The 21,299-nt window shown below is 39.8% G+C and carries 23 protein-coding genes; 18 read left to right on the top strand and 5 right to left on the bottom strand.

Features of this window, described 5'->3' with window-relative positions; genetic code table 11:
* Positions 1-262: 262 nt before the first annotated feature.
* Positions 263-1,066, bottom strand: a complete 804-nt coding sequence (locus QLQ22_RS19360; protein ID WP_223437241.1) for an NAD kinase — start codon at positions 1,064-1,066, stop codon at positions 263-265.
* 254 nt (positions 1,067-1,320) lie between these two features.
* On the opposite strand from QLQ22_RS19360, the gene sppA reads away from it, so the two are divergent.
* The 10 genes from sppA to QLQ22_RS19310 all read left to right on the top strand — a co-directional run bounded on the left by sppA (position 1,321) and on the right by QLQ22_RS19310 (position 10,504).
* Complete coding sequence (sppA, locus tag QLQ22_RS19355) at positions 1,321-2,325, top strand: signal peptide peptidase SppA (protein WP_223437239.1); 1,005 nt, start codon at positions 1,321-1,323, stop codon at positions 2,323-2,325.
* A gap of 15 nt (positions 2,326-2,340) precedes the next feature.
* Positions 2,341-2,856: an RDD family protein gene (locus tag QLQ22_RS19350; protein WP_223437237.1), complete on the top strand. Its 516-nt coding sequence runs from the start codon at positions 2,341-2,343 to the stop codon at positions 2,854-2,856.
* Between the two features lie 57 nt (positions 2,857-2,913).
* Positions 2,914-3,612, top strand: a complete 699-nt coding sequence (locus QLQ22_RS19345) for a DUF2953 domain-containing protein (protein WP_284015365.1) — start codon at positions 2,914-2,916, stop codon at positions 3,610-3,612.
* A gap of 15 nt (positions 3,613-3,627) precedes the next feature.
* Positions 3,628-4,101: a GerW family sporulation protein gene (ytfJ, locus tag QLQ22_RS19340; RefSeq protein ID WP_223437233.1), complete on the top strand. Its 474-nt coding sequence runs from the start codon at positions 3,628-3,630 to the stop codon at positions 4,099-4,101.
* 188 nt (positions 4,102-4,289) lie between these two features.
* Positions 4,290-4,790: a thiol peroxidase gene (gene tpx / locus QLQ22_RS19335; RefSeq protein ID WP_223437231.1), complete on the top strand. Its 501-nt coding sequence runs from the start codon at positions 4,290-4,292 to the stop codon at positions 4,788-4,790.
* Between the two features lie 143 nt (positions 4,791-4,933).
* Positions 4,934-5,926 carry a class I SAM-dependent methyltransferase gene (locus QLQ22_RS19330; RefSeq protein ID WP_223437229.1) on the top strand — a complete coding sequence of 331 codons (993 nt, stop codon included), beginning with the start codon at positions 4,934-4,936 and terminating at the stop codon, positions 5,924-5,926.
* 376 nt (positions 5,927-6,302) lie between these two features.
* Positions 6,303-7,490: an acetate kinase gene (locus tag QLQ22_RS19325; protein ID WP_223437227.1), complete on the top strand. Its 1,188-nt coding sequence runs from the start codon at positions 6,303-6,305 to the stop codon at positions 7,488-7,490.
* Between the two features lie 140 nt (positions 7,491-7,630).
* Entirely contained in the window at positions 7,631-9,046 is a 1,416-nt protein-coding gene (locus QLQ22_RS19320; protein WP_223437225.1) for a Na+/H+ antiporter NhaC family protein, read from the top strand.
* 101 nt (positions 9,047-9,147) lie between these two features.
* Positions 9,148-10,002 (top strand): EcsC family protein, encoded by an 855-nt coding sequence (locus tag QLQ22_RS19315; protein WP_223437223.1) that lies wholly within the window; start codon positions 9,148-9,150, stop codon positions 10,000-10,002.
* The gene (locus tag QLQ22_RS19310) at positions 9,989-10,504 is read left to right on the top strand and encodes a MogA/MoaB family molybdenum cofactor biosynthesis protein (protein WP_284015364.1); all 516 of its coding nucleotides are present in this window, start codon (positions 9,989-9,991) and stop codon (positions 10,502-10,504) included. Before QLQ22_RS19315 ends, QLQ22_RS19310 begins: the two co-directional genes overlap by 14 nt.
* 63 nt (positions 10,505-10,567) lie before the next feature.
* Here the strand turns inward: QLQ22_RS19310 and QLQ22_RS19305 are convergent, their stop codons facing one another.
* Positions 10,568-10,879, bottom strand: coding sequence for a hypothetical protein (locus tag QLQ22_RS19305; RefSeq protein WP_223437219.1), 312 nt, complete (start codon positions 10,877-10,879; stop codon positions 10,568-10,570).
* Between the two features lie 185 nt (positions 10,880-11,064).
* Here QLQ22_RS19305 and QLQ22_RS19300 point away from each other — a divergent pair, with 185 nt between their 5' ends.
* The 4 genes from QLQ22_RS19300 to QLQ22_RS19285 all read left to right on the top strand — a co-directional run bounded on the left by QLQ22_RS19300 (position 11,065) and on the right by QLQ22_RS19285 (position 14,322).
* Positions 11,065-12,276: an argininosuccinate synthase gene (locus QLQ22_RS19300; protein WP_223437217.1), complete on the top strand. Its 1,212-nt coding sequence runs from the start codon at positions 11,065-11,067 to the stop codon at positions 12,274-12,276.
* Complete coding sequence (gene argH / locus QLQ22_RS19295) at positions 12,273-13,646, top strand: argininosuccinate lyase (RefSeq protein ID WP_284015363.1); 1,374 nt, start codon at positions 12,273-12,275, stop codon at positions 13,644-13,646. Before QLQ22_RS19300 ends, argH begins: the two co-directional genes overlap by 4 nt.
* A gap of 86 nt (positions 13,647-13,732) precedes the next feature.
* Positions 13,733-13,903 carry a hypothetical protein gene (locus QLQ22_RS19290; protein ID WP_223437213.1) on the top strand — a complete coding sequence of 57 codons (171 nt, stop codon included), beginning with the start codon at positions 13,733-13,735 and terminating at the stop codon, positions 13,901-13,903.
* A 188-nt stretch (positions 13,904-14,091) separates the two neighbouring features.
* Entirely contained in the window at positions 14,092-14,322 is a 231-nt protein-coding gene (locus tag QLQ22_RS19285) for a hypothetical protein (RefSeq protein ID WP_284015362.1), read from the top strand.
* Between the two features lie 261 nt (positions 14,323-14,583).
* Here QLQ22_RS19285 and QLQ22_RS19280 read toward each other — a convergent pair whose 3' ends face one another.
* A complete protein-coding gene (locus tag QLQ22_RS19280; RefSeq protein WP_284015361.1) occupies positions 14,584-14,724 on the bottom strand; it encodes a hypothetical protein in 141 nt (46 codons plus the stop codon).
* 483 nt (positions 14,725-15,207) lie between these two features.
* On the opposite strand from QLQ22_RS19280, the gene QLQ22_RS19275 reads away from it, so the two are divergent.
* Both QLQ22_RS19275 and ald read left to right on the top strand, forming a co-directional pair.
* Positions 15,208-15,966, top strand: coding sequence for an SDR family oxidoreductase (locus QLQ22_RS19275; protein WP_223437206.1), 759 nt, complete (start codon positions 15,208-15,210; stop codon positions 15,964-15,966).
* 169 nt (positions 15,967-16,135) lie between these two features.
* A complete protein-coding gene (gene ald, locus QLQ22_RS19270; protein ID WP_223437204.1) occupies positions 16,136-17,254 on the top strand; it encodes an alanine dehydrogenase in 1,119 nt (372 codons plus the stop codon).
* A 534-nt stretch (positions 17,255-17,788) separates the two neighbouring features.
* On the opposite strand, the gene QLQ22_RS19265 is transcribed toward ald, so the two are convergent.
* Positions 17,789-18,964, bottom strand: a complete 1,176-nt coding sequence (locus QLQ22_RS19265; protein ID WP_284015360.1) for an NTTRR-F1 domain — start codon at positions 18,962-18,964, stop codon at positions 17,789-17,791.
* Positions 18,965-19,848: 884 nt separating this feature from the next.
* Here QLQ22_RS19265 and QLQ22_RS19260 point away from each other — a divergent pair.
* A complete protein-coding gene (locus QLQ22_RS19260; protein ID WP_223437198.1) occupies positions 19,849-19,947 on the top strand; it encodes a YjcZ family sporulation protein in 99 nt (32 codons plus the stop codon).
* 302 nt (positions 19,948-20,249) lie between these two features.
* On the top strand, positions 20,250-20,819 hold the full coding sequence (locus tag QLQ22_RS19255) for an NTTRR-F1 domain (protein ID WP_284015359.1): 570 nt from the start codon (positions 20,250-20,252) through the stop codon (positions 20,817-20,819).
* A 39-nt stretch (positions 20,820-20,858) separates the two neighbouring features.
* Here QLQ22_RS19255 and QLQ22_RS19250 read toward each other — a convergent pair whose 3' ends face one another.
* The gene (locus QLQ22_RS19250; protein WP_223437195.1) at positions 20,859-21,047 is read right to left on the bottom strand and encodes a helix-turn-helix domain-containing protein; all 189 of its coding nucleotides are present in this window, start codon (positions 21,045-21,047) and stop codon (positions 20,859-20,861) included.
* Between the last annotated feature and the right edge of the window lie 252 nt (positions 21,048-21,299).

Genomic DNA, 21,299 nt, shown 5'->3' with positions numbered 1-21,299 from the left:
AAAAGAAAGCTGAACCTTGGCTAAATAAAGGCCATTTCTGCTGGGAAATTAGGATTTAGCAAGATCCTGAATAATAAAGGCGAATAGATAAAAAAACGTCGGCTAATAAATTCAATAAATCGGCTAAATTAAATCAAATTACCGTTAATAAAACTGGGATTTCCGCTAAATAAGCAGATTCCCCGAAAAAGTAAAACCCGGACTTTTTCGGGGATTCCTTAGCTTCCATGCCTGAGCTAAACAGTCGGTTCCGTTTTTCTAATTATAAAAACGTCCGCTTCACTTTTTCCCAGAATGAATTATCTTTTAGTTTTACCGTTTTAATAATGGAGTGACTTAGTGACAGATCAATTTTTTCGACGTGGCGGATGCTTAGTGCGTCATTATCCATGCCGATTACGGGATGGTCATTACCATCCTGGACAATTTTCAGAGTCAATTTTCTGTCTGCGCTTAAGATGAATGGAGATCCGAGTGTTCGATATTTATTGTTATTAAGTGACGCAAGCTCACTTACTTGAAGACATGGAAGGAGCGGATCGACTACAGCACCCTGTACAGATTTATTGTAGGCGGTGCTACCTGTAGGCGTGGAAATAATCATGCCGTCTCCTCTGAATGTTTCAAAATGAAGGTCGTCAATGAAAACATCTATGACAAATGTTTTGATAATGCCAGAGCGGATGGAGCATTCATTCAGACACTGAAAGGTCGTGTGGCCGTCAATTGTAACATCGAGAATCGGATAGCGTCTTACTTCGATTTGCGCTTCTTTCATTGCTTCAATGATTTTATCTGTTTCTTCAACTTTAAAGTCACAGTATAGGCTTACCGTTCCTTTAACAGAAATACCTACATACAGACAGTCATCTCTGAAATTCGTTTTTCTTACAGCCTGAAGGAACGTGCCGTCACCGCCTATGCTTACGATAATATTTGCCTGCTTTGAATCAGGTACAACGTTAAATCCCTGTTCTTCAGCAAGAGAGGTAAGCCCTTTCACTTTTTGTACTAGTTCGTCCTCTTTTTTGTAATAAAAATAAACGTTGCGGCGATTATCTGTCATGTTAGTCCTCCTTAATGTTGGAAAAGTTACACAATCTTAGCAAATGGTGTTACAATACTTTATGGTGTTTAGTTTACCATTTTTAACATAAATATTGAAAGAATTGCACGTTTTTTTATGATCGCTTTTCGTAAAAAAAGGTTGTTTTCAAGAGCTTAAGATAAGTCCGCAAAAGGGAACAAAATTTTATGTGAAAAAAACAACAATAAAATGCGAAAACAGTTATGTCTTGCGAAAATCAGGGAGGAATCATCATGAATGGAAAACGATGGGGGGCCCTTGTCATTGCTGCTGTCCTGTTTGGTATTTCAATAGTAGTCAGCTTAACCAATATGGCTTTGGCAAACAGCAATGCTTTTACAAATGCCCTAACTGCAAATGAAGAGTTTACAGAAACGGTTTTGGAACCTGGAAATGAATCTAAAAAAATTGTTGTCCTTGAAGTGAACGGAGTGATTCAGGATACAGGCGAAAATGTCACTTCATTTTTTGAAACTGCAGGTTATCAGCATCAGCAATTTTTAGATATGATTGATGCTGCTGCGAAAGATAAAAGTGTTCGCGGCATTATGCTGAAAGTGAATTCTCCGGGTGGAGGAGTCGTTGAAAGTGCAGAAATACATAAGCATTTAATCGAGGCAAAAGAAAAACATAAGAAAAGTATCTATGTTTCTATGGGTACCACTGCTGCTTCTGGAGGATATTATATCTCAGCTCCAGCTGATAAAATCTATGCGGCGCCTGATACATTGACGGGCTCATTAGGAGTTATTATGCAGGGCATTAACTACAGCGGTCTGGCAGAGAAGTACGGCGTAAAATTTGAAACGGTGAAAAGCGGAGAGTTTAAAGACATTATGTCTCCTGCACGTGAAATGACGCCTGAAGACAGAGAAATTCTGCAGGCGATGGTTGATAATGCATATCGGGGCTTTGTTGATGTGATCGCCGACGGGCGCGGCTTGTCTGACGGGGAAGTGCGCAAACTTGCTGATGGCCGAATTTATGATGGACGTCAGGCTAAGGAATTAAACTTAATTGATGAACTGGGTTTTTCCGATGATGCACTTAAAGGTATGAAAAAAGATCTCAAGTTAGAGGGTGCTCACGTTATTGAATATGAAACTAGTGCAGGCCTCGATTCATTGCTTGCGCTTGGCGCCAATAAAGTGTTCAGCGAGGAATTTGAGCTGATGGGATTATACCGCTTTTTCTCACAATCTAATTCACCGCGGATGATGTACCTTTATTCAGAATAAGAGGAGGATTTGCAAATGGATGCTACGTATGAAGAAGGACATAACCATGAGCAGCCTCTTCAGAGAATAGAAGAAAGCCATCCAGTAATGAATATTCATTACGCAGGCTTTTGGCTCCGGTTTTGGGCATATTTAATTGATTTAATTGTCATTGGAAGCGTAAATCGCATCGTCTTTCATCCGTTGTTTACTTGGCTTGAGGTGCCCACATCAGACAATTTCATTTTCTCCCCCATCCAAATTTGTACGGCTGTCTCTTTCTACTTGTACTTTGTCTTGATGACAAAGTATTTGGGGCAGACATTGGGGAAAATGGTTTTTGGGCTTAAGGTTATATCTCTTAAGCAAGAAAAGCTGTCGTGGAGTACCATATTTTTCAGAGAGCTGATCGGACGTTTCATTTCGAAATTCACATGGATCGGATATGCTGTCACTGCCTTTACGCCTAAAAAGCAGGGAGTACATGATCTCTTTGCAGATACAGCTGTTATAACGGAATATATGAAAAAACATGAACCTGCTGCCGATTAACGGCTGCAGGTTTATTTTTTTTTAGGAGGGTGATAATGAAAGATTGAAAGGTTGTGAATGAAGGTGTTATGGATCTGGATTATTGCATGTGCACTTTTTTTGTTCTTTCTTTTCCTTACTATGAAAATAACGGTTATTTTCGATTTAAAACATGTAGGTGACGATGATGAAATAAAGGTCAAGCTGAAAGCTTTATTCGGGCTGCTGAAATATACTATTAAAATCCCTCTAATAAAAGTAGACCCCAATGGACCAAATCTCATTTTAAAGGAAGAGAAAAAAATGGGTAAGGCGGGCAAGCCGAAAGAAAAAGATGAAAAAATCTCTCCTGATGATTTTTTGACGAGTATAAAAGATGTTAAAGAACTGACTGAGCATATTGTTCATTTACATGTTATTATCCGAAAATTTTTACAGCATGTGAAAATTGTTAAATTTGAATGGCGCTCTCAGTTAGGGACCGGAGATGCTGCGACTACAGGTATGCTTATTGGCCCGGGCTGGACAATAAAAGGAGCAGCGGTAGCGGTTATCAGTGGATATATGAAACTGAAAAGCCAGCCAATTATATCAATTGAGCCAAATTTTTATCAAAAGAGTTCAAAAACAATCCTTTCATGTATGCTTCACTTTCGAACCGGGCATGCTATGGTAGCGGGATTACGCTTGCTCAAATATTGGAGAGGCGGACGTCCAACCTTTATTAATCAGCAACTTTCTTTTCTTTCTAAAGAAAAGAAAAATAAACCAGCTTAGAGGAGGCTACTTATCATGAGTGATCATCCGATTCAAGGACTTATGAAAACAGCTATGGAAAACCTGAAACAAATGATTGATGTAAACACTATCATTGGTGATCCTGTAGAAACACCTGATGGCAGCGTCATTTTAACCGTTTCAAAGGTTGGCTTTGGTTTTGCTGCTGGCGGAAGTGAATTTAACGCCTCAGGCAGCGAGGAAAAAAATCATTCTGGAACAGGAACAGGCGGGTCAGCAGGCGGTCATAAATTACCTTTTGGCGGAGGCAGCGGCGGCGGTGTTTCCATTACTCCGATTGCATTTTTAATTGTTGGCACAAATGGCGTAAAGATGCTGCATTTAGATGAAAGCACGCATTTATACGAAAAAATTCTGGATACTGCTCCTCAGGCGGTAGAGAAAATTCAGGGGATTTTCAAAAAAAATCGCAGTGATCAAAATCAATCAAGTGCTCAGCAGCAGCAAAAAGAAGATTTTAATATTTAATAACAGGTGCCTGTCATTTAATTGACTGGCACTTTTTAATGAAATCCGCGTCATATGTTTGATGATTAAAGGTTTATTTCCCGTATAATAATTTAAATATTTTGTAAATAGACAGGCGTAAACATTGCAAACGCGCTTTATTCAAGCTATATTAACACTGTACATACTTAATGGGGAGGAGTTTTTTTATGGCATCTATTACATTTAAACAAAATCCGGTAACGCTTATTGGCAATGAGGTAAAGGTTGGGGACACGGCTCCAAATTTCACTGTGCTTGCAAATGATATGTCTGAAGTTTCATTATCTGATTCTAAAGGTCAAGTCCGAATTCTATCTGTTGTACCTTCTATTGATACGGGTGTATGTGATGCACAAACACGCCGTTTTAATGAAGAAGCAGCTAAATTGGATAATTTAAAAGTATTAACTGTCAGTGTAGATCTTCCTTTTGCTCAAAAGCGCTGGTGTGCAGCTAATGGCATTGAAAATGTCCAAACGGTTTCTGATCACCGCGATCTGTCTTTTGGCGAAGCATACGGTGTACATATCCAGGAATTAAGACTGCTGGCACGTGCTGTATTTGTAGTTGACAGCAATGATAAAGTGACATACGTTGAATACGTAAGTGAAGCAACAGATCATCCTGATTACGATGCTGCAATTGAGGCTGCTAAAGCTGCAAACTGATAATTGCCAAAAAGAACCTCATGGCCCCGGGGCACTGAGGTTCTTTTTGTTTGCAAAAAAAGCAGGACATGGTGTTTGCTGCTTGAAATATATAATACCGATCAGTAGAATGGGGGATACGAACATTGAAGGAGGAAACGACCATGCAAGCCGTTTCGAAAGTAGAGAAGCTGTTTAGTTTGATGAATGAATCAGCTGAATTAATTTCAAAAGAATTAAATTGTACATATATAGAGGCAGTTGCCGAAACTGGAGAGAATTTATTTCAAAATGAAGTACTTCAGGAGGAAATGAGCGAAATCGCCAAAAAGAACCTTGCAAAGAAATATGAGCAATTAAATATCCGTTCATATGAAAAAGAAGAAATCCGCAAAGCGTTCCAGCTCGTTATCTTAAAAGGGCTGAAAGAAGGCGCTCATGCCAATCACCAAATGACTCCTGATACGGTTGGCTTGTTCACCGGATATCTAGTTAATAAATTTGCTTCAGATCAAAAGGAAATCTCCCTCCTCGATCCAGCTGTGGGGACTGGGAATTTATTAACAACTGTTCTAAATCACTTGAAACAAGAGCAAACAGAAAATTTTGGCGTAGAAGTAGATGACCTTCTTATAAAGCTTGCTTTTTTAAATGCAAATCTTGGAGAGCACTCCGTTCAGTTTTACAATCAGGATTCTCTGGAACCACTCTATGTTGATCCTGTTGATTATGTCATTTGTGATTTGCCGATCGGCTATTATCCGAATGATGTTGGTGCAGATAAATTTGAACTCAAGGCTGACAGCGGCCACTCTTATTCCCACCATCTCTTTATTGAGCAAAGCATTAAGTACACAAAAGCAGGAGGATATCTTTTCTTTATCGTGCCAAATCATTTATTTGAATCAAAAGAAGCACCAAAGCTAAAGGAATACTTAAAAGAGCATGTCATAGTACAAGGCCTTCTTCAGTTGCCAGAGTCTTTGTTCAAAGATAAACAGCATGCTAAAAGCATTTTTATCCTTCAGAAAAAGGGAGAAGGCGTCACTGCTCCTAAACACGCAATGCTTGCCGAACTTCCGAAGTTTTCAGATAAAGCAGGCATGCAGTCCATTATGAAACAGCTGGACAGCTGGTTTGCAGAAAATAAAAAGTGAGTTTAGGATGAAAAATTAAATTTACTGCTTCAATCAGCTTGGAAAAAAACGGGAAGACAGCAGATGTCTCCCCGTTTTTTTGCTTAGATGAGCACTTGTCTCAGATGTAAAAAAAGAATGATTGGACACATTTTAAAACTCTGCCTTTGTATTAATTTTAAATGACCTGAAAGGTTCATTTTCCTTTGAAATATCTGAATAAAATGAATATATCCTGCAAACGATTGCAAGCTGGAAATGTACTTGAAATGTCTGACATGCAATGTTTAAATGAGAAAGTCAGATAATATTCTGGTTCATTTGTAAAGAATAAGGAAGAGAACAATTTCTTATTAAATATGCAAAGTGCTTTATATAAAAAGGAGCGGTAAACATAATGGCAAAAGTAATTGCAATTAATGCAGGGAGCTCTTCTTTGAAGTTCCAATTATTCGAAATGCCGGCTGAGGACGTTTTAACGGCTGGTCTTGTAGAACGAATCGGTTTAGATCAAGCCGTATTTACGATTTCAGTAAACGGGGAAAAAATAACAGAGACAACAGATATTCCAGATCATGCTGTTGCTGTTAAAATCCTGCTTTCTAAATTAACAGAGCTTGGAATAATCGGTTCGTTGGATGAAATTGAAGGAATTGGCCACCGTGTTGTTCACGGCGGAGAAAAATTCGATGATTCCGTACTTATTACTCCTGAAACATTGAAAGAAATTGAAGAGCTATCAGAACTTGCTCCTCTTCATAATCCGGCTAACGTTGTCGGTATCAAAGCATTTAAAGAGGTTCTTCCAAACGTGCCTGCTGTAGCTGTTTTTGATACAGCTTTTCATCAGACAATGCCGGAACAATCTTTCTTATACAGCCTTCCATACGAGTATTATGAGAAATTCGGCATTCGTAAATACGGTTTCCACGGAACATCTCATAAGTACGTTTCAGAAAGAGCAGCTGAATTATTAGGCCGTCCGATTGAACAGCTTCGTCTTATTTCCTGTCATTTAGGGAACGGTGCAAGTATTGCTGCGATTGAAGGCGGAAAATCCATTGATACATCAATGGGCTTTACCCCGCTTGCTGGTGTAGCGATGGGAACTCGTTCAGGGAATATCGATCCTGCTTTAATTCCATTCATTATGGAGAAAACAGGTCATTCTGCTATTGAAGTATTGGACATTTTAAACAAAAAAAGCGGTCTGCTTGGAATTTCAGGATTATCATCCGACCTGCGCGACATTACAAAAGCTGCAGAAGGGGGAAATGATCGTGCAAGAACTTCATTAGAAGTATTTGCAAGCAGAATCCACAAATATATCGGTTCCTATGCAGCGCGCATGTCAGGTGTAGATGCTATCATCTTCACTGCTGGAATCGGGGAAAACAGCATCGATATTCGCGAACGTGTACTTCGCGGATTAGAATTCATGGGTGTATACTGGGATCCTGCACTTAATCAGGTTCGCGGCGAAGAGGCGTTCGTAAGCTATCCTCATTCACCAGTAAAAGTCATCATTATTCCAACAAATGAGGAAGTTATGATTGCGCGTGATGTTGAACGCATTGCTAAATAAAATGGAATGATAGAAAGGCAGTCATCATTGATGGCTGTCTTTTTTGAATTCTTCCTTATATGCAAACTAAATGCATTAGTGGAAATGCCATGTTTTTGGCACACTAATAAAAAAATGCATGAAAGGAAGGAGCAATCTGTTTGGAATACGCCTGGCTCTCACTTGTTCCGTTTTTAATTGTTATTGCACTATCTATATGGCTGAAAGAAATTTTGCCCGGACTCGTACTTGGTCTGCTTGCAGGTTCTTTTATTGTAAAGGCAGAACTTTTAGGAGGTCTGCAGCAAGTACTGAATTATGTTCTCGAAACGCTGGCGGATGATACAAATATGAAAATTATTGTTTTTTTGTATTTATTTGGCGGGTTAGTCGGAATGATGAAAATTTCCGGAGGAATTAAAGGGTTCTCAGAGTGGGTCGGAAAGAAAGTAAAGTCAGAACGGGGGCTGTTAAGCATTATTTGGCTGTCTTTGCCCTTTACCTTCATGATGCCGATGTTTCGGATTATGATGATCGGGCCAGTCATTAAGTCACTTATGGAAAAAACCGAACTGTCAAAACAAAAAGTTGGTTTTACAATGGATGTTTCAACTGCTTCTACAATTGTTTTATTGCCCGCAGGCACTGCATTTACTGGTTTTATGCTTTCATTGGTAGAGAGCGGAATTGAAAGAAATCACCTGGACCTCTATCCCTATCAAATTTACCTCTCAAGCATACCTTTTAATTTCTTTGCAATTGTCATGCTTTTTCTTGGACTGATCAGCACGTTCAGAAAATCTAAAAAACAGAGCAGGGCAAAAAAACAAAAGGCAGCGGCAGAAGAGCACCCCTATCATGGAATAGGGCTTAAGCAAGAGCTGGAAGAAGTAAAAGCTCAACCCTGGCATTTAATAGTCCCTTTATTTTTTCTTCTTGGACTATCAATGTTTCTGCTTTGGCAGGATGGCACTGAAAAGGGCGGAAATACAGTTTTTCAATCTTTTGCAAAAGCGGATGCAACCTTCGTTATGCTGCTTGCTGTCTTCTTGACATTGGTGATTACCTTTTTGTTTTACAGCATACGCCGAGTCCCGCTGAAAGAAACACTCTATCATTTTTATGACGGCGGCAATCAGATGATGCAAGCAATTATCCTTCTTATTTTAGTATGGGCCCTTTCCCTTTCAGCCGAGGATATTGGCTTTTCTGATTTCATCAGTTTGACGCTTGGGAACGTTCTGCCTGCTTCCTTAGTGCCGGCCATTATCTTTTTGCTTGGCTCTGCTGTCGGTTATTTTATCGGATCTTCATGGGGGACGTGGGGATTATTTATGCCGCTTGGGATGACACTTGCGGTCGCTTCAGGTGCTTCCATACCGCTTACAGTGGGCGCGGTATTTGCAAGCGGGGCATTTGGCGCCATGACCTCACCGCTCGGAGATACTACCATTACTACAGCATCAATCCTCGAGATGCCTGTTGTAGAGTATGCCCGCTATAAATTGACTTTTACCGCAGTCGGCTGTGCAGCTGCAGCCATATTATATGTTGCCGCAGGTCTTTTATTAAATTGATTCGAGCTGAAAAGCAGCATGTGATCATCAATGAAACTAAATGATCCAATATGATATAATTAAATAAATAATGGAGATGTCTGGAAACGGGAGGAAGGAAAATGACGCTATCAAATCGGGAAAGTCAGTTGCTTGCAGAAATACAAGTGTGGGAACAGCGCTTGAGGGAGGATCTTCGCTCAGATTTTGGCCGCACGTATGACAAGTGGCTAAACCGAAAGCTTAACGGCATTCCAGAGCCGATCAAACGGAAATTCTTCGATAAGCTTGACGATATCCTCTTTCATTTGCATTCTTTCATTCAAAACTCACATGTGCAGCATGATGCAAGACAGCAGCTGCTCATGACAGCAAAAACATTTGATGAAGACATTCATCACATTTATGATTTAAAAAAACTCAGTGTAGATCAGCTGCATTACATATCAGATTTACAATTGTCCAAGCATCGTCTATATTCATTCGTTCAAGGCGGTTTAGCAGGGACAGGGGGATTCCTATTAATGGGAATTGATCTTCCAGCTCAAATGCTGTTAAACCTGCGTGCAGTACAAATGACAGCTCTAAGCTACGGCTATGAAGTGAATTCTCCTTTTGAAATGATGACATCTTTAAAAGTTTATCATGCTGCACTTCTTCCCAAGCATCTGCGCTATAAGCAATGGGTTGATCTGACAGATGACCTGAATAACAAAGAGGAAAATCCGTTTTTTTATGAGGGAGAAGACAAGCTTGCCAATCAGGCGAGCATTGATCATTTACTTAAACAGCTTTTAAAAGTATCAGCTATATCCATGCTGCGAAAAAAGATGATTGGCGGTATTCCATTGATAGGTATGGCTATTGGGGCTGGAATCAATTACCAGCTGACAAGGCAAATTACAGATTTTGCCCATCAATATTACCGCTACAGGCTGCTGCTTGAAAAAAAGGAGGCCGATTATGAGTTCAATTGAACATAAATTGCAGGCACCTTCAAAGGTATATTGCAAAATTATAACGGTCAGCGATACTAGAACGGCAAATACGGATAAAAGCGGTCAGCTAATCTCGGCACTTATTAAAAAAGCAGGTCATGAGGTTGTTCAATATGAAATCATTCCTGATGAAGAAACGTTAATTAAAAGCGCTGTTAACAGCGGGTGCAAATCGAGTGAGGTTGACGTGATCCTCCTAAATGGAGGCACTGGAATTGCAAAAAGAGACGTAACAATTGAAGCAGTTCAGAGCTTGCTTGAAAAAGAGATTCCAGGCTTTGGAGAGCTGTTCAGAATGCTGAGCTACCAGGAGGACATTGGATCATCAGCCATCCTGAGCAGAGCTATAAGCGGCGTTTCAGATGATACAGTTATCTTCTCTATGCCAGGTTCTGCGGGTGCTGTTAAACTGGCAATGGAAAAGCTGATCATACCGGAATTGGGACATGTTGTAAGAGAAGTTAATAAAGATCTGAAATAATCATAAAAAAACATCACCGTCTCAGGTGATGTTTTTTTATGCATATTATCTTATTTCTATACTTTAATAATGCACACGTTCTGATACATGCTGATGAAGTCTGAACCACAGCCATAAATCATTGATAATAGATGCGTGCTCGGATATTTCGGCGTTAAGCCTGCAGGATTTTGAAAAATCCTCTTCATTGTTCAATTCATCCTGTTTCGCGTTAATCTGTTCTTCTATTTTTGCGATTTGGTCCGGTATGCTTCCCCGTATTTTTTCCCATTGCATCAGGATTGCTTCCTGTTCAAGGGGGTGAATCTTTTCCCACTCCATTTCGAGGTTTGGATAATAGATTCCAAGCCGCTCGCTAAAACGAAAATGTTTCATTGTCATTCCCCCGTGCGTAAGCTTTCCTTTATTCTACATGACACGTGCATAAAATTCACGATTATTTCATAAAAAGTTTTGAGAAACCTATTGAAAAACTATGAATAACTTGTTAAAGTAGTATTTATCAAATGAATATATATAAATCAAAATTAATATTTATACATCCGAGAGGGGAAATTAAGTTGAATATAAATAAAAAAGTAGTATTGGCTTATTCAGGCGGTTTAGATACATCAGTAGCAATCAAGTGGCTTCAGGATCAAGGGTATGAAGTGATTGCATGCTGTTTGGATGTCGGTGAAGGAAAAGACCTTGCATTTATTCAAAGCAAAGCTCTGCAGGTCGGAGCTTCTAAATCATACGTAATTGATGCTAAAACAGAATTTGCTGATGAATTTGCATTGGTTGCTCTTCAATCACATGCTTTATATGAAGGCAAATACCCGCTTATATCTGCCCTGTCACGTCCGTTGATAGCTAAAAAGCTTGTAGAGGTTGCTGAGCAGGAGAATGCCATCGCAGTTGCGCACGGCTGTACAGGCAAAGGCAATGATCAGGTTCGGTTTGAAGTATCTATTAAAGCTTTGAACCCTGACCTTGAAGTGCTTGCTCCAGTCCGCGAGTGGAGCTGGTCGCGTGAGGAAGAAATTCAATATGCACAGGAAAATAATATTCCGATTCCAATTAATCTAGGAAGTCCGTTTTCAATTGATCAGAACTTATGGGGCAGAAGCAATGAGTGCGGAGTTCTTGAAGATCCATGGGCAGCTCCTCCCGAAGAAGCATATGACCTGACAAATTCGATTGAGAATACACCTGATACACCTGACATGGTGGAAATCGAATTTGAACAGGGTGTGCCGGTTTCATTAAATGGTGCGTCTTATCCACTGTCAGAGTTAATTCTTCATTTAAATGCACTTGCAGGAAAGCATGGAGTCGGAAGAATTGATCATGTAGAAAACCGCCTTGTTGGGATTAAATCGCGTGAAGTATATGAATGTCCGGCTGCAATTACACTGCTTAAAGCTCATAAAGAATTAGAAGATCTGACTCTTGTAAAAGAAGTGGCACACTTTAAACCTGTTATTGAAATGAAGCTTACAGAGCTCATTTATAACGGTTTATGGTTTTCGCCCCTCAAGGATGCCCTGCTTGGTTTCCTGAAAGAGACACAAACATATGTAACAGGAACGGTTCGGGTAAAACTCTTTAAAGGTCATGCCATTGTTGAAGGAAGAAAATCTGCATACTCTCTTTATGATGAAAAGCTTGCAACATATACAACTGATGATTCGTTTGACCATCAGGCAGCAGTCGGTTTCATCTCTCTTTATGGACTTCCTACCAAAGTCAGCAGCATGGTACAGGGAAAAAAGAAGGTGAACGTATGAAAAAACTGTGGGGTGGCCGCTTTCAAAAAACACCTGAAAAATGGGTGGATGAATTTGGAGCTTCCATTTCATTCGATAAAGAACTCGTTCTAGAAGATCTTCAGGGAAGTCTTGCGCACGTTCATATGCTCGGACAATGCGGGATCATCGAACCTGCTGAAGCAGAGCAAATAAAGACAGGACTTCTACTCTTAAAAGAAAAGGCAGAAAACGGAGAACTCCAGTTTTCTGTTGATTATGAAGACATACATTTAAATATTGAAAAGCTGCTCATTGATGAAATCGGCCCTGTCGGAGGGAAACTGCATACCGGCAGAAGCCGAAACGATCAAGTTGCTACCGACATGCACCTTTATTTGAAAAATCATGTAAAGGAAATTACTCAGCTGATTAATGAATTTCAACAAACGCTTTTAGAAAAGGCAAAAGAAAATGTAGAAACGATTTTACCGGGATATACTCATCTTCAGCGTGCACAGCCGATCTCGTTTGCTCATCACCTCTTAGCCTATTTCTGGATGCTTGAGCGGGATAAACAGCGCTTTGATGAATCCTTAAAGCGAATAAATATTTCGCCTCTCGGCTGCGGGGCGCTTGCAGGGACAACGTTTCCGATTGATCGTTACTTAACTGCTGAACTGCTTGAGTTCGAAGGGATTTATGAAAACAGCCTTGACGGAGTAAGCGACCGCGATTTTATCATTGAATTTCTAAGCAACAGTTCCCTGATGATGATGCACTTATCTCGCTTATGCGAAGAACTGATTTTATGGTGCAGCCAGGAATTTCAGTTTGTAGAGCTTGATGATACTTACGCAACGGGAAGCTCAATGATGCCGCAGAAGAAAAACCCGGATATGGCTGAATTAATCCGCGGTAAAACGGGACGGGTTTATGGCCATTTGTTTGCTTTGCTGACGACCTTAAAAGGATTGCCGCTCGCATATAACAAGGATATGCAGGAGGATAAAGAGGGAATGTTTGATACAGTCCGCACAGTAGAAGGAAGTCTGCAAATATTTATTGGCATGATCGGAACGCTGAAAGTGAAAAAAGAGAAAATGAAGAAAGCTACAACAGAAGACTTTTCAAATGCGACGGAGCTTGCTGATTATCTTGCGAAAAAAGGCATGCCTTTCAGAGAAGCACACGAAGTAGTTGGGAAACTTGTTTATACTTGCATTGAAAAAGGCATTTATTTGAAAGATCTTTCACTACAAGAATATCAGGATGCATCTTCTTTATTTTCTTCAGATATATTTGAAACAATCGATCCATATACTGCTGTTGCAAAAAGAATCAGTGATGGCGGTACCGGTTTTTCAAAGGTTAATGAAGCGATAGCTAAAGCTGAAAATGCATTACTGTGAAATTTGAAGTTTTTACCATCGTAAACAGGTCCATTTTCACAAACGATAGTATAGACACACTATCTGAATACGAGGAGCTGATATCGATGGGAAAAGAAAAAGATCCGAAAAATCAATCTGCCTATTTTGATTATGAAGGTGAAAATGAAACATCACAGCTGATTACAGACGCTTATTCAAGCGGGGTAGTTGAGCAGCAATACGAGCAAAATTTCCTTCAGGAAAATCTTCAGCCAAGAGAAGAAGAAACAGAATAGTGAAACTGTATAAAAACAAGAAAAAGTCATCAATCATGATGACTTTTTTTGTTTGTATTAGGATCCAGTAGAACATGCAAGAGGAAACCTGTGCTGTTTTTAAATAATTTTTAACTAATTCTGCGACGATAACAGCAGATAATGGAATAATCATGGATCCCATCAAAGAAATGAAATAAGAAGCTTTAGTGACAAATGCAGGTAATGTGCTCAAGCATACGGCACCAATCCCGAACAAAGCTGCACTTTTCAGCCTTCCAAGTGATGGGAATATATTCAGCAGGCTGAAGGCGCCTGTATTAGCATTGTTCAAATTAATGGAAAACATGGATATAAGTGAACAACGTAAAATAACCATCACGATTGGGATGGGATCGGTTAAAGAGCTTGCTGATATGAATGGATTCAGCTGGTTATAATAAAGGGCACTATAAGCACCAAAGCATGCTGACAGGAAAATTCCCAAAAAATTGCCGGTGTATAAGCCGAAAAAAGCCATGCTTAGGAGATTTTACGTATCTCCCCATATCAGCTGAAGCACTGATACCTTAAATATACTGATCAAAAACAAGGCTTGCATAAAGAGCCATTGTCAAAAATGCAGAATTTGTTTCTGCGGGCATATCAAATGCTGAAGGCGCTGCAGACCTTGTAGTAAAATACAAGTAGAGAATAAATCCTTATCCAGCAAGCAAAAAAGGCAGAAAAGATCTTGTGATTTTCTTTACAGCATCGAAGCCTGCAGCGGCAATTGCCGCCATGCCTGTACCGAGCAGCATAGCAAGGGAGCGAATCAGGTTCAGCCTGAAAGCAGCAATCATCATGGTACCTCCTATTGTTTGAAGGCAGAACAATACAGTGATGTAATGATTCACACCGGTGAAGAGAAAAAGCGCGCTCCTTTTATTCCATAAAAGATCTTATCGCATATTGTGCAGGAATTCCGTGAACTGAGCCAGAAGACGATAAACGGGCGGTTCCGCTTTTCGTTATGTCCAGCTCCTCGGCCAGAACAAATTCCCCCAAAAAGTCAAACCCGGACTTTTCGGGTGAATTCTTATCTGTCTGTCGGAGCTAAACGGGCAGTTCCGCTTTTCGTAATGTCCAGCTCCACCGCCCAGCTCCTCGGCCAGAACAAATTCCCCCAAAAAGTCAAACCCGGACTTTTCGGGCGAATTCTTATCTGTCTGTCGGAGCTAAACGGGCGGTTCCGCTTTTCGTTATTGTAAGATCCTTTTCATTTCACTACAATGAAAAAGATAAAAAGTTTAATATATCCCGGTGCACCGAGGAGGATTTTAACGTTGAGACATGCCATCATAACAGCTGGTTCAAAAGGTTTAGGAAGAAAAGTGACGGAGCTGTTCCTGAATAAAGGCTACTCAGTCACAATTAATTACCGCAGTGATGAATCTGCCGCTGCGCAGCTAAAGAAACAATATGCACATCTTGAAGACCGCATGCTCTTTATTAAAGGGGACGTAACAAAAAAGGAAGACCTGCTTTATTTAGTTGATGAGGCATTCAAAAAGTTTGGCCGCATCGACTGTTTAATAAATAATGCCGGCCCTTACATATTTGAAAGAAAAAAACTGGCTGATTATCTGGATGAGGAATGGCATGAAATGATAGACGGCAATTTGACTGCTGTCTTTCATCTACTGAAAAAAGTGATTCCCATTATGCGAAAACAGCAATACGGGCGCATTATCACCTACGGATTTCAAGGAGCTGATTCATCATCCGGCTGGCTCCATCGTTCAGCCTTCAGCGCAGCAAAAACCGGGCTTGCTTCTCTAACAAAAACCATTGCCATTGAAGAAGCAGAATACGGCATTACAGCAAATATGATCTGTCCTGGAAATATCACAGGAGAGATGAAAGAAGCGACTATTTCTCAGGCAAGAGAGATACGAGATCCGGAGACGCCGATTGGCAGATCCGGAACGGGAGAAGATATTGGAAGACTGATTGCGTTTTTATGCAGTGAAAATTCAGATATGATTACAGGAGCCGTCATTGAGGCTACCGGAGCTGTAAATGTATTGAACCGAAGACCATAATGATTACCTCTATTTAGCTGGGCTTTTTTTAAAAGATTGAGAAATCTATTTAAGAAAAACACACATTTCCTAGAATACATTTCCAATTTATATAAGTTTCCATATGATAAATTAAGGAAATACTAAAACAGTACCGGAATGAATTGGAAATGATACAGGAGGAAAAACGATGAAAATCGGCATACCTAAAGAAATTAAAAATAATGAGAACCGTGTGGCAATGACCCCTGCTGGCGTCATCCCCCTTATTCAGGCGGGTCATGAGGTTTATATTGAGCAAAACGCAGGGGAAGGATCTGGTTTTCCTGATCATCAGTATATTGAAGCAGGTGCAAGAATTGTAGCTTCACCAGAAGAAGCATGGGCGATGGACATGGTTATGAAGGTGAAGGAGCCCCTTCCCTCTGAATACCAGCATTTTCGTGAGGGCTTAATTTTATTCACCTATCTGCATCTTGCTGCTGAATCAGATCTTACACGTGCACTGATTGACCGGAAGGTAGTTGGAATAGCATATGAAACCGTTCAGCTTCCAAACCGATCACTGCCTCTATTAACACCGATGAGTGAAGTGGCAGGAAGAATGGCCTCGCAAATTGGAGCCCAATTTTTAGAAAAGCCAAAAGGCGGAATGGGTATTTTATTGTCAGGAGTTCCAGGAGTGAAGCGCGGGAAAGTGGCCATTATTGGAGGCGGTGTAGCCGGAACGAACGCTGCCAAAATTGCCGTCGGACTTGGAGCCGATGTTACCATGCTCGATGTGAATCCGGATCGTCTGCGCCAGCTGGATGATATTTTTGGAAAAGAAATCACCACGCTTATGTCAAATCCCTTTAACATTAGTTATGCTGTGAGCCAATCAGATCTTGTCATTGGAGCGGTGCTGATTCCGGGGGCAAGAGCGCCAAAGCTTGTATCCGAAGAAATGGTCCAAAGTATGACGGCAGGTTCAGTCATTGTTGATATTGCCATCGATCAGGGCGGTATTTTTGCTACTACAGACAGAATTACAACTCATGACAATCCTACGTATGTAAAGCATGGCGTCCTTCACTATGCTGTGGCCAATATGCCTGGAGCGGTACCGAGAACATCAACGATTGCCCTTACAAATGTAACTGTTCCTTATGCCGTGCAAATTGCGAATAAAGGGTATAAAAAAGCTTGCTTGGAGAATGAATCGCTTTTAAAAGGCCTCAATACATTAAATGGGTTTGTAACTTATGAAGCTGTTGCGGAATCTCATGGATTAGCCTATTCAGATGCAAAAGCACTGCTGGGCGAATAATGCAGAAAGAAAACATTAACAAGATGTTTGCTTTACTTGGGAAATCAGGTTTTGAAGAAGTTAAAGCTAGCTTGAAAAACACTTAGGGTTTTATGCTACTTTCCTTATTAGGTAATTGCTTAGTTCTCGGAGTATAAAAAGGGTGACTGACCACATTCCTTGCTAAAATGTGTTTCAGTCGGCCATATACTCCGGGAATTTTATTTATTGATTTGGCTCCCATTGATTTTGTAACATGGGAATAAATGTTTCCGGTAGTCATAAATCAGTTTCATGAAAGGGCATTTTTGTACTATAATTTCTTTATAAATGGATCTGTTAAAGTTTAAGTGGTCATTTTCTTATGAACTCCCTCGGTTAGATAAGTTTTTCTTATAAATGTTCGCTAGAACTAACGGGGACCTTATGTTCAATTTGCTATCTTATGTAGAAAAGCCTCCTTGCATGGATTGCTACTTAGTAATGATTCATGCAAGAAGGTGTAAAAAATCAACTTATTAGGAAATACCTTAACAGAAATATCATAGAGATTTATTAACCAATTCTTTGAATTAGTAGAGAGGCAGCTAATACTGGACGAGAATCAATAGTATTGATCAAGGAATCGAGACTTCCTCCAATATTTACTAATGAAACATTAATAGGTGAAGTGACATTAATAATAGTAAAGCCAATAACTTGATTACTCTGACCAGCAGCACTAGTTGTTCCGTAGTTTGAAGCAAGTGCTTGACCCGTATCACTGCGGAAAATTGCATATGCACCGTTTTGGCTCAAAGATAGCGTCACTTCGTAGTCTATACGATATCGGCCAGGTGTGTTGATAGTAACAAAAGTACCACCAAAGGTGAAATTTGCTCCTGTGATTGTAGGGTTAACGCTATCGAAAGTTACAGGTGCTCCTGATGGTACTGTTAGAGGTGCACCGATTTTAAATACCTGTATAAATCCTGGCGGTGTTCCTGGTCCAGTAGCGCCAGTAGCCCCAGTAGCGCCAGTAGCGCCAGTAGCGCCAGTAGCGCCAGTAGCGCCAGTAGCGCCAGTAGCGCCAGTAGCGCCAGTAGCGCCAGTAGCGCCAGTAGCCCCGGTAGCGCCAGAAGCGCCAGTAGCCCCGGTTGCTCCAGTAGCCCCGGTAGTCCCGGTTGCTCCAGTAGCGCCAGTAGCCCCGGTTGCTCCAGTAGCCCCGGTAGCCCCAGTAGCCCCTGTCGGTCCAGTAACACTTTCTATTGTTAGAAGAGCTACATCATCTACTATTACATCAGCAGATCCAGCTTGTGGCAATTTGTTAATTAAAACTAAAGCTTGTGTCGTTCCAAGTGGAGCTGGGGATGTTGTTTCATATACTTCTAACCAAGTTTCATCCTCAACGTTAGGTAAGCGGCTAGAAGGGATATTTGTAATTAAGCCGTATCCTAAAAACGAAAAAGATGCATTATAGTAAGCTACTGATAATGTTATGGGAGGACCTGAGAGGGTTCCTGCTTTTGCTAATGAAACTAGAAATTCAAATCTTTCGGCAGGATTTGCTTCTACGTATTGAAAGATATAGGAATTTACACTTCCACCTAATAAACGTGCTGAATAAAATCCACTATGAGAAAATTGAGTCGATATAGTAGCATTGAATGCAGACCATGGAGGAAATGAGCTTGTCTCAAATCCACCGTTTATTATTCTGTTTTCAATTGACAATATATTACCTCCAATCATATTTTTTTGCTTCACAGACAATCTTCTTAGAAGCATATGTTAGCTTATGAACTAGCTATATATAAGTGCTAGTGAACTTTCATCAATTATTTAACTTAAAGGAAAAACGTAGATTATTCACCTATTTTCTAAATTAGCCTGTCTTGGTTTTTGTCAAAGAAGAAATAGCAAATTCACAGAATCAAATTACAGCAGATGAAATGAATGGGATTGCGATATTAGAATTATCCAATCTAATATTTAGGTTCAAAAACCAGGTTCTAATCCTGTTGCAAAACCAGAAACAAGGGTCGTACAAATTCATACTGGTGAAATAACTGCTGATTCTGTAAAAATAATTGCTGAATACTTCATTGCTAAGAAATGGTGGGGACAATTACAATTTGAAGCTCCAGGCAATCCTAGAATGCTATCTATCCGGTGAACTTAGTCCATCAATGAAAGCAGAATACGAATCTTGGTTAAATAAACGTGACTGGCATTATGAAGTGATAAAGAAATAAATTGAAGCAGAAAAAAGGAGACTGACTTTTTACGGTCAATCTCTAACATTTGGAGACGTATGTCAGAAGTGGCAAACTACATACGCCTTCTAAAGTATGTAGGTGTTGGAATAAGAATGAATTCCAATTGTTTACAATGTTATAAATGAAAAGTGAACTAACATACAATGATTTATAAGATTAGACTACATAAAAAACCCTTCTCTTTGTTGAGGAGGGCATTTTATGTTTTACAAAACCAATCTTTGTTAATGATTTTGAAATTATACTCGGAGTTTAAATGGAAGATGATACATTTTCTCGAAATTCAGCATTTGTCCAAACAAACGCAACTTTTCCACATAAAGTATTAGTAGCTTATATTGAGGGGAGGAATCTTAAATGAGTGATTATGGCAGAAGAGACAACAATTTTGCGTTAATCGTTGTGTTGTTTATTTTATTGATTATTGTAGGCGCTTCATTCTTTAATAGCTACTAATAGCTGTTTATTTTCCTCTCACAAATGGGGTATACCACCAGATATCTCATTTATTAAGCTGCAGATGAAAAATCGGCAGCTATATGTGACTGTCACAAATATTCGCTGTAGCCTAAAAAGTCCTTCTCTTAATTGAGAGGGCTTTTTTGTCTTGGTCAGTAATCTGAGTTAACTGCTTTAAAAGAGTATATGTGTGCTTCTAGTTGATGAAAGTGCACCAGTACTCAAAATATAGCAAGTACATAAGATATTATAAGCTTTAAAAGTTATGAAGCTTATTAAACAAGATTGGAGATAACCTAGTGACAATTGAAAATAAAATATCAAATGGCGGATTTGAAATAAGTACATTCTCACCTTGGATTTATACAAATGCAACTATTACGAGTGAATTCTGCCATAGTGGTTCTTTTACAGCACGGCTATCTGGTGGAAGTGTAAATAGCTATCTCATTCATTTTGTTGAAGTAAATCCTCCCGAGAGATTTGAATTTCTGGTTTCATTAGCAAAAGTAGGAACCAATCCAAGCCCGCCGCTATCATTATCGGTAGCTTACTATAATGCATCTTTTGTGTTTTTAGGATATGGCTTAATTATTAATATTCCAGCTAATCAATTACCCAACGTTGCCATGAAAACATGGTTAGAATTAAATCAAACAACTTCCCCAATCCCACTTGGAACTACACAAGCTCTAGTTTTAATTAACAAGCTACCCCTGGCTGGTTCAGCTGATGTAGTCGTGGATGACGTATCTTTTCTAACAATAGACAGCGTTATTGAACTAATGCGTACTACTGCTAGTGATAATTTGTCCTCTGGTTCTCTGCGAAATAATGGAATTAATATTGTAAATTTCTTTTTCCAATAAAAAGCCCTTCTCATCTGAGAGGGCTTCACTAACTTTTTACTACAGCAAGTCACTTTTATTAATTTCAAACAGTTCGCAGACTTTCGCAATTTGATCAGCAGTTAAATTTTTTTTATTTCTCTCAATGGAAATAAGTATTCTGACTGAAATATTTAGATATTTGGCTAATAGCCCTAGGGGGATACTGCGTTCTTCTCTAAGCTGCCGAAGTTTCGTACCAGCAATCATAGTAATCAGTCCTTTGAGCTTCTGTTATCTTTATATTCATCGGCAGAAAATCTGATATATACAGGAAAAGCCCTTCTCTTAATTGAGAGGGGCTTTTTTTATTTAACTTCCTGTTCCCGGGTCTTTATAGATTGCTCCGCCACCTGTACCTGGTCCTTTATGAATTGGGATACCGCCAACTCCTGGATCCTTCATGGAAATCAATTCAAACCAAAAAGCGCATCTCCTAATGAAGTACGCCTTTTTATGAAG

Origin of the sequence: Metabacillus hrfriensis (assembly GCF_030127205.1) — a bacterium.
Taxonomy (GTDB): Bacteria; Bacillota; Bacilli; order Bacillales; family Bacillaceae; genus Bacillus_P; species Bacillus_P dongyingensis.
This window is presented reverse-complemented; position numbering and strand designations above follow the sequence as displayed.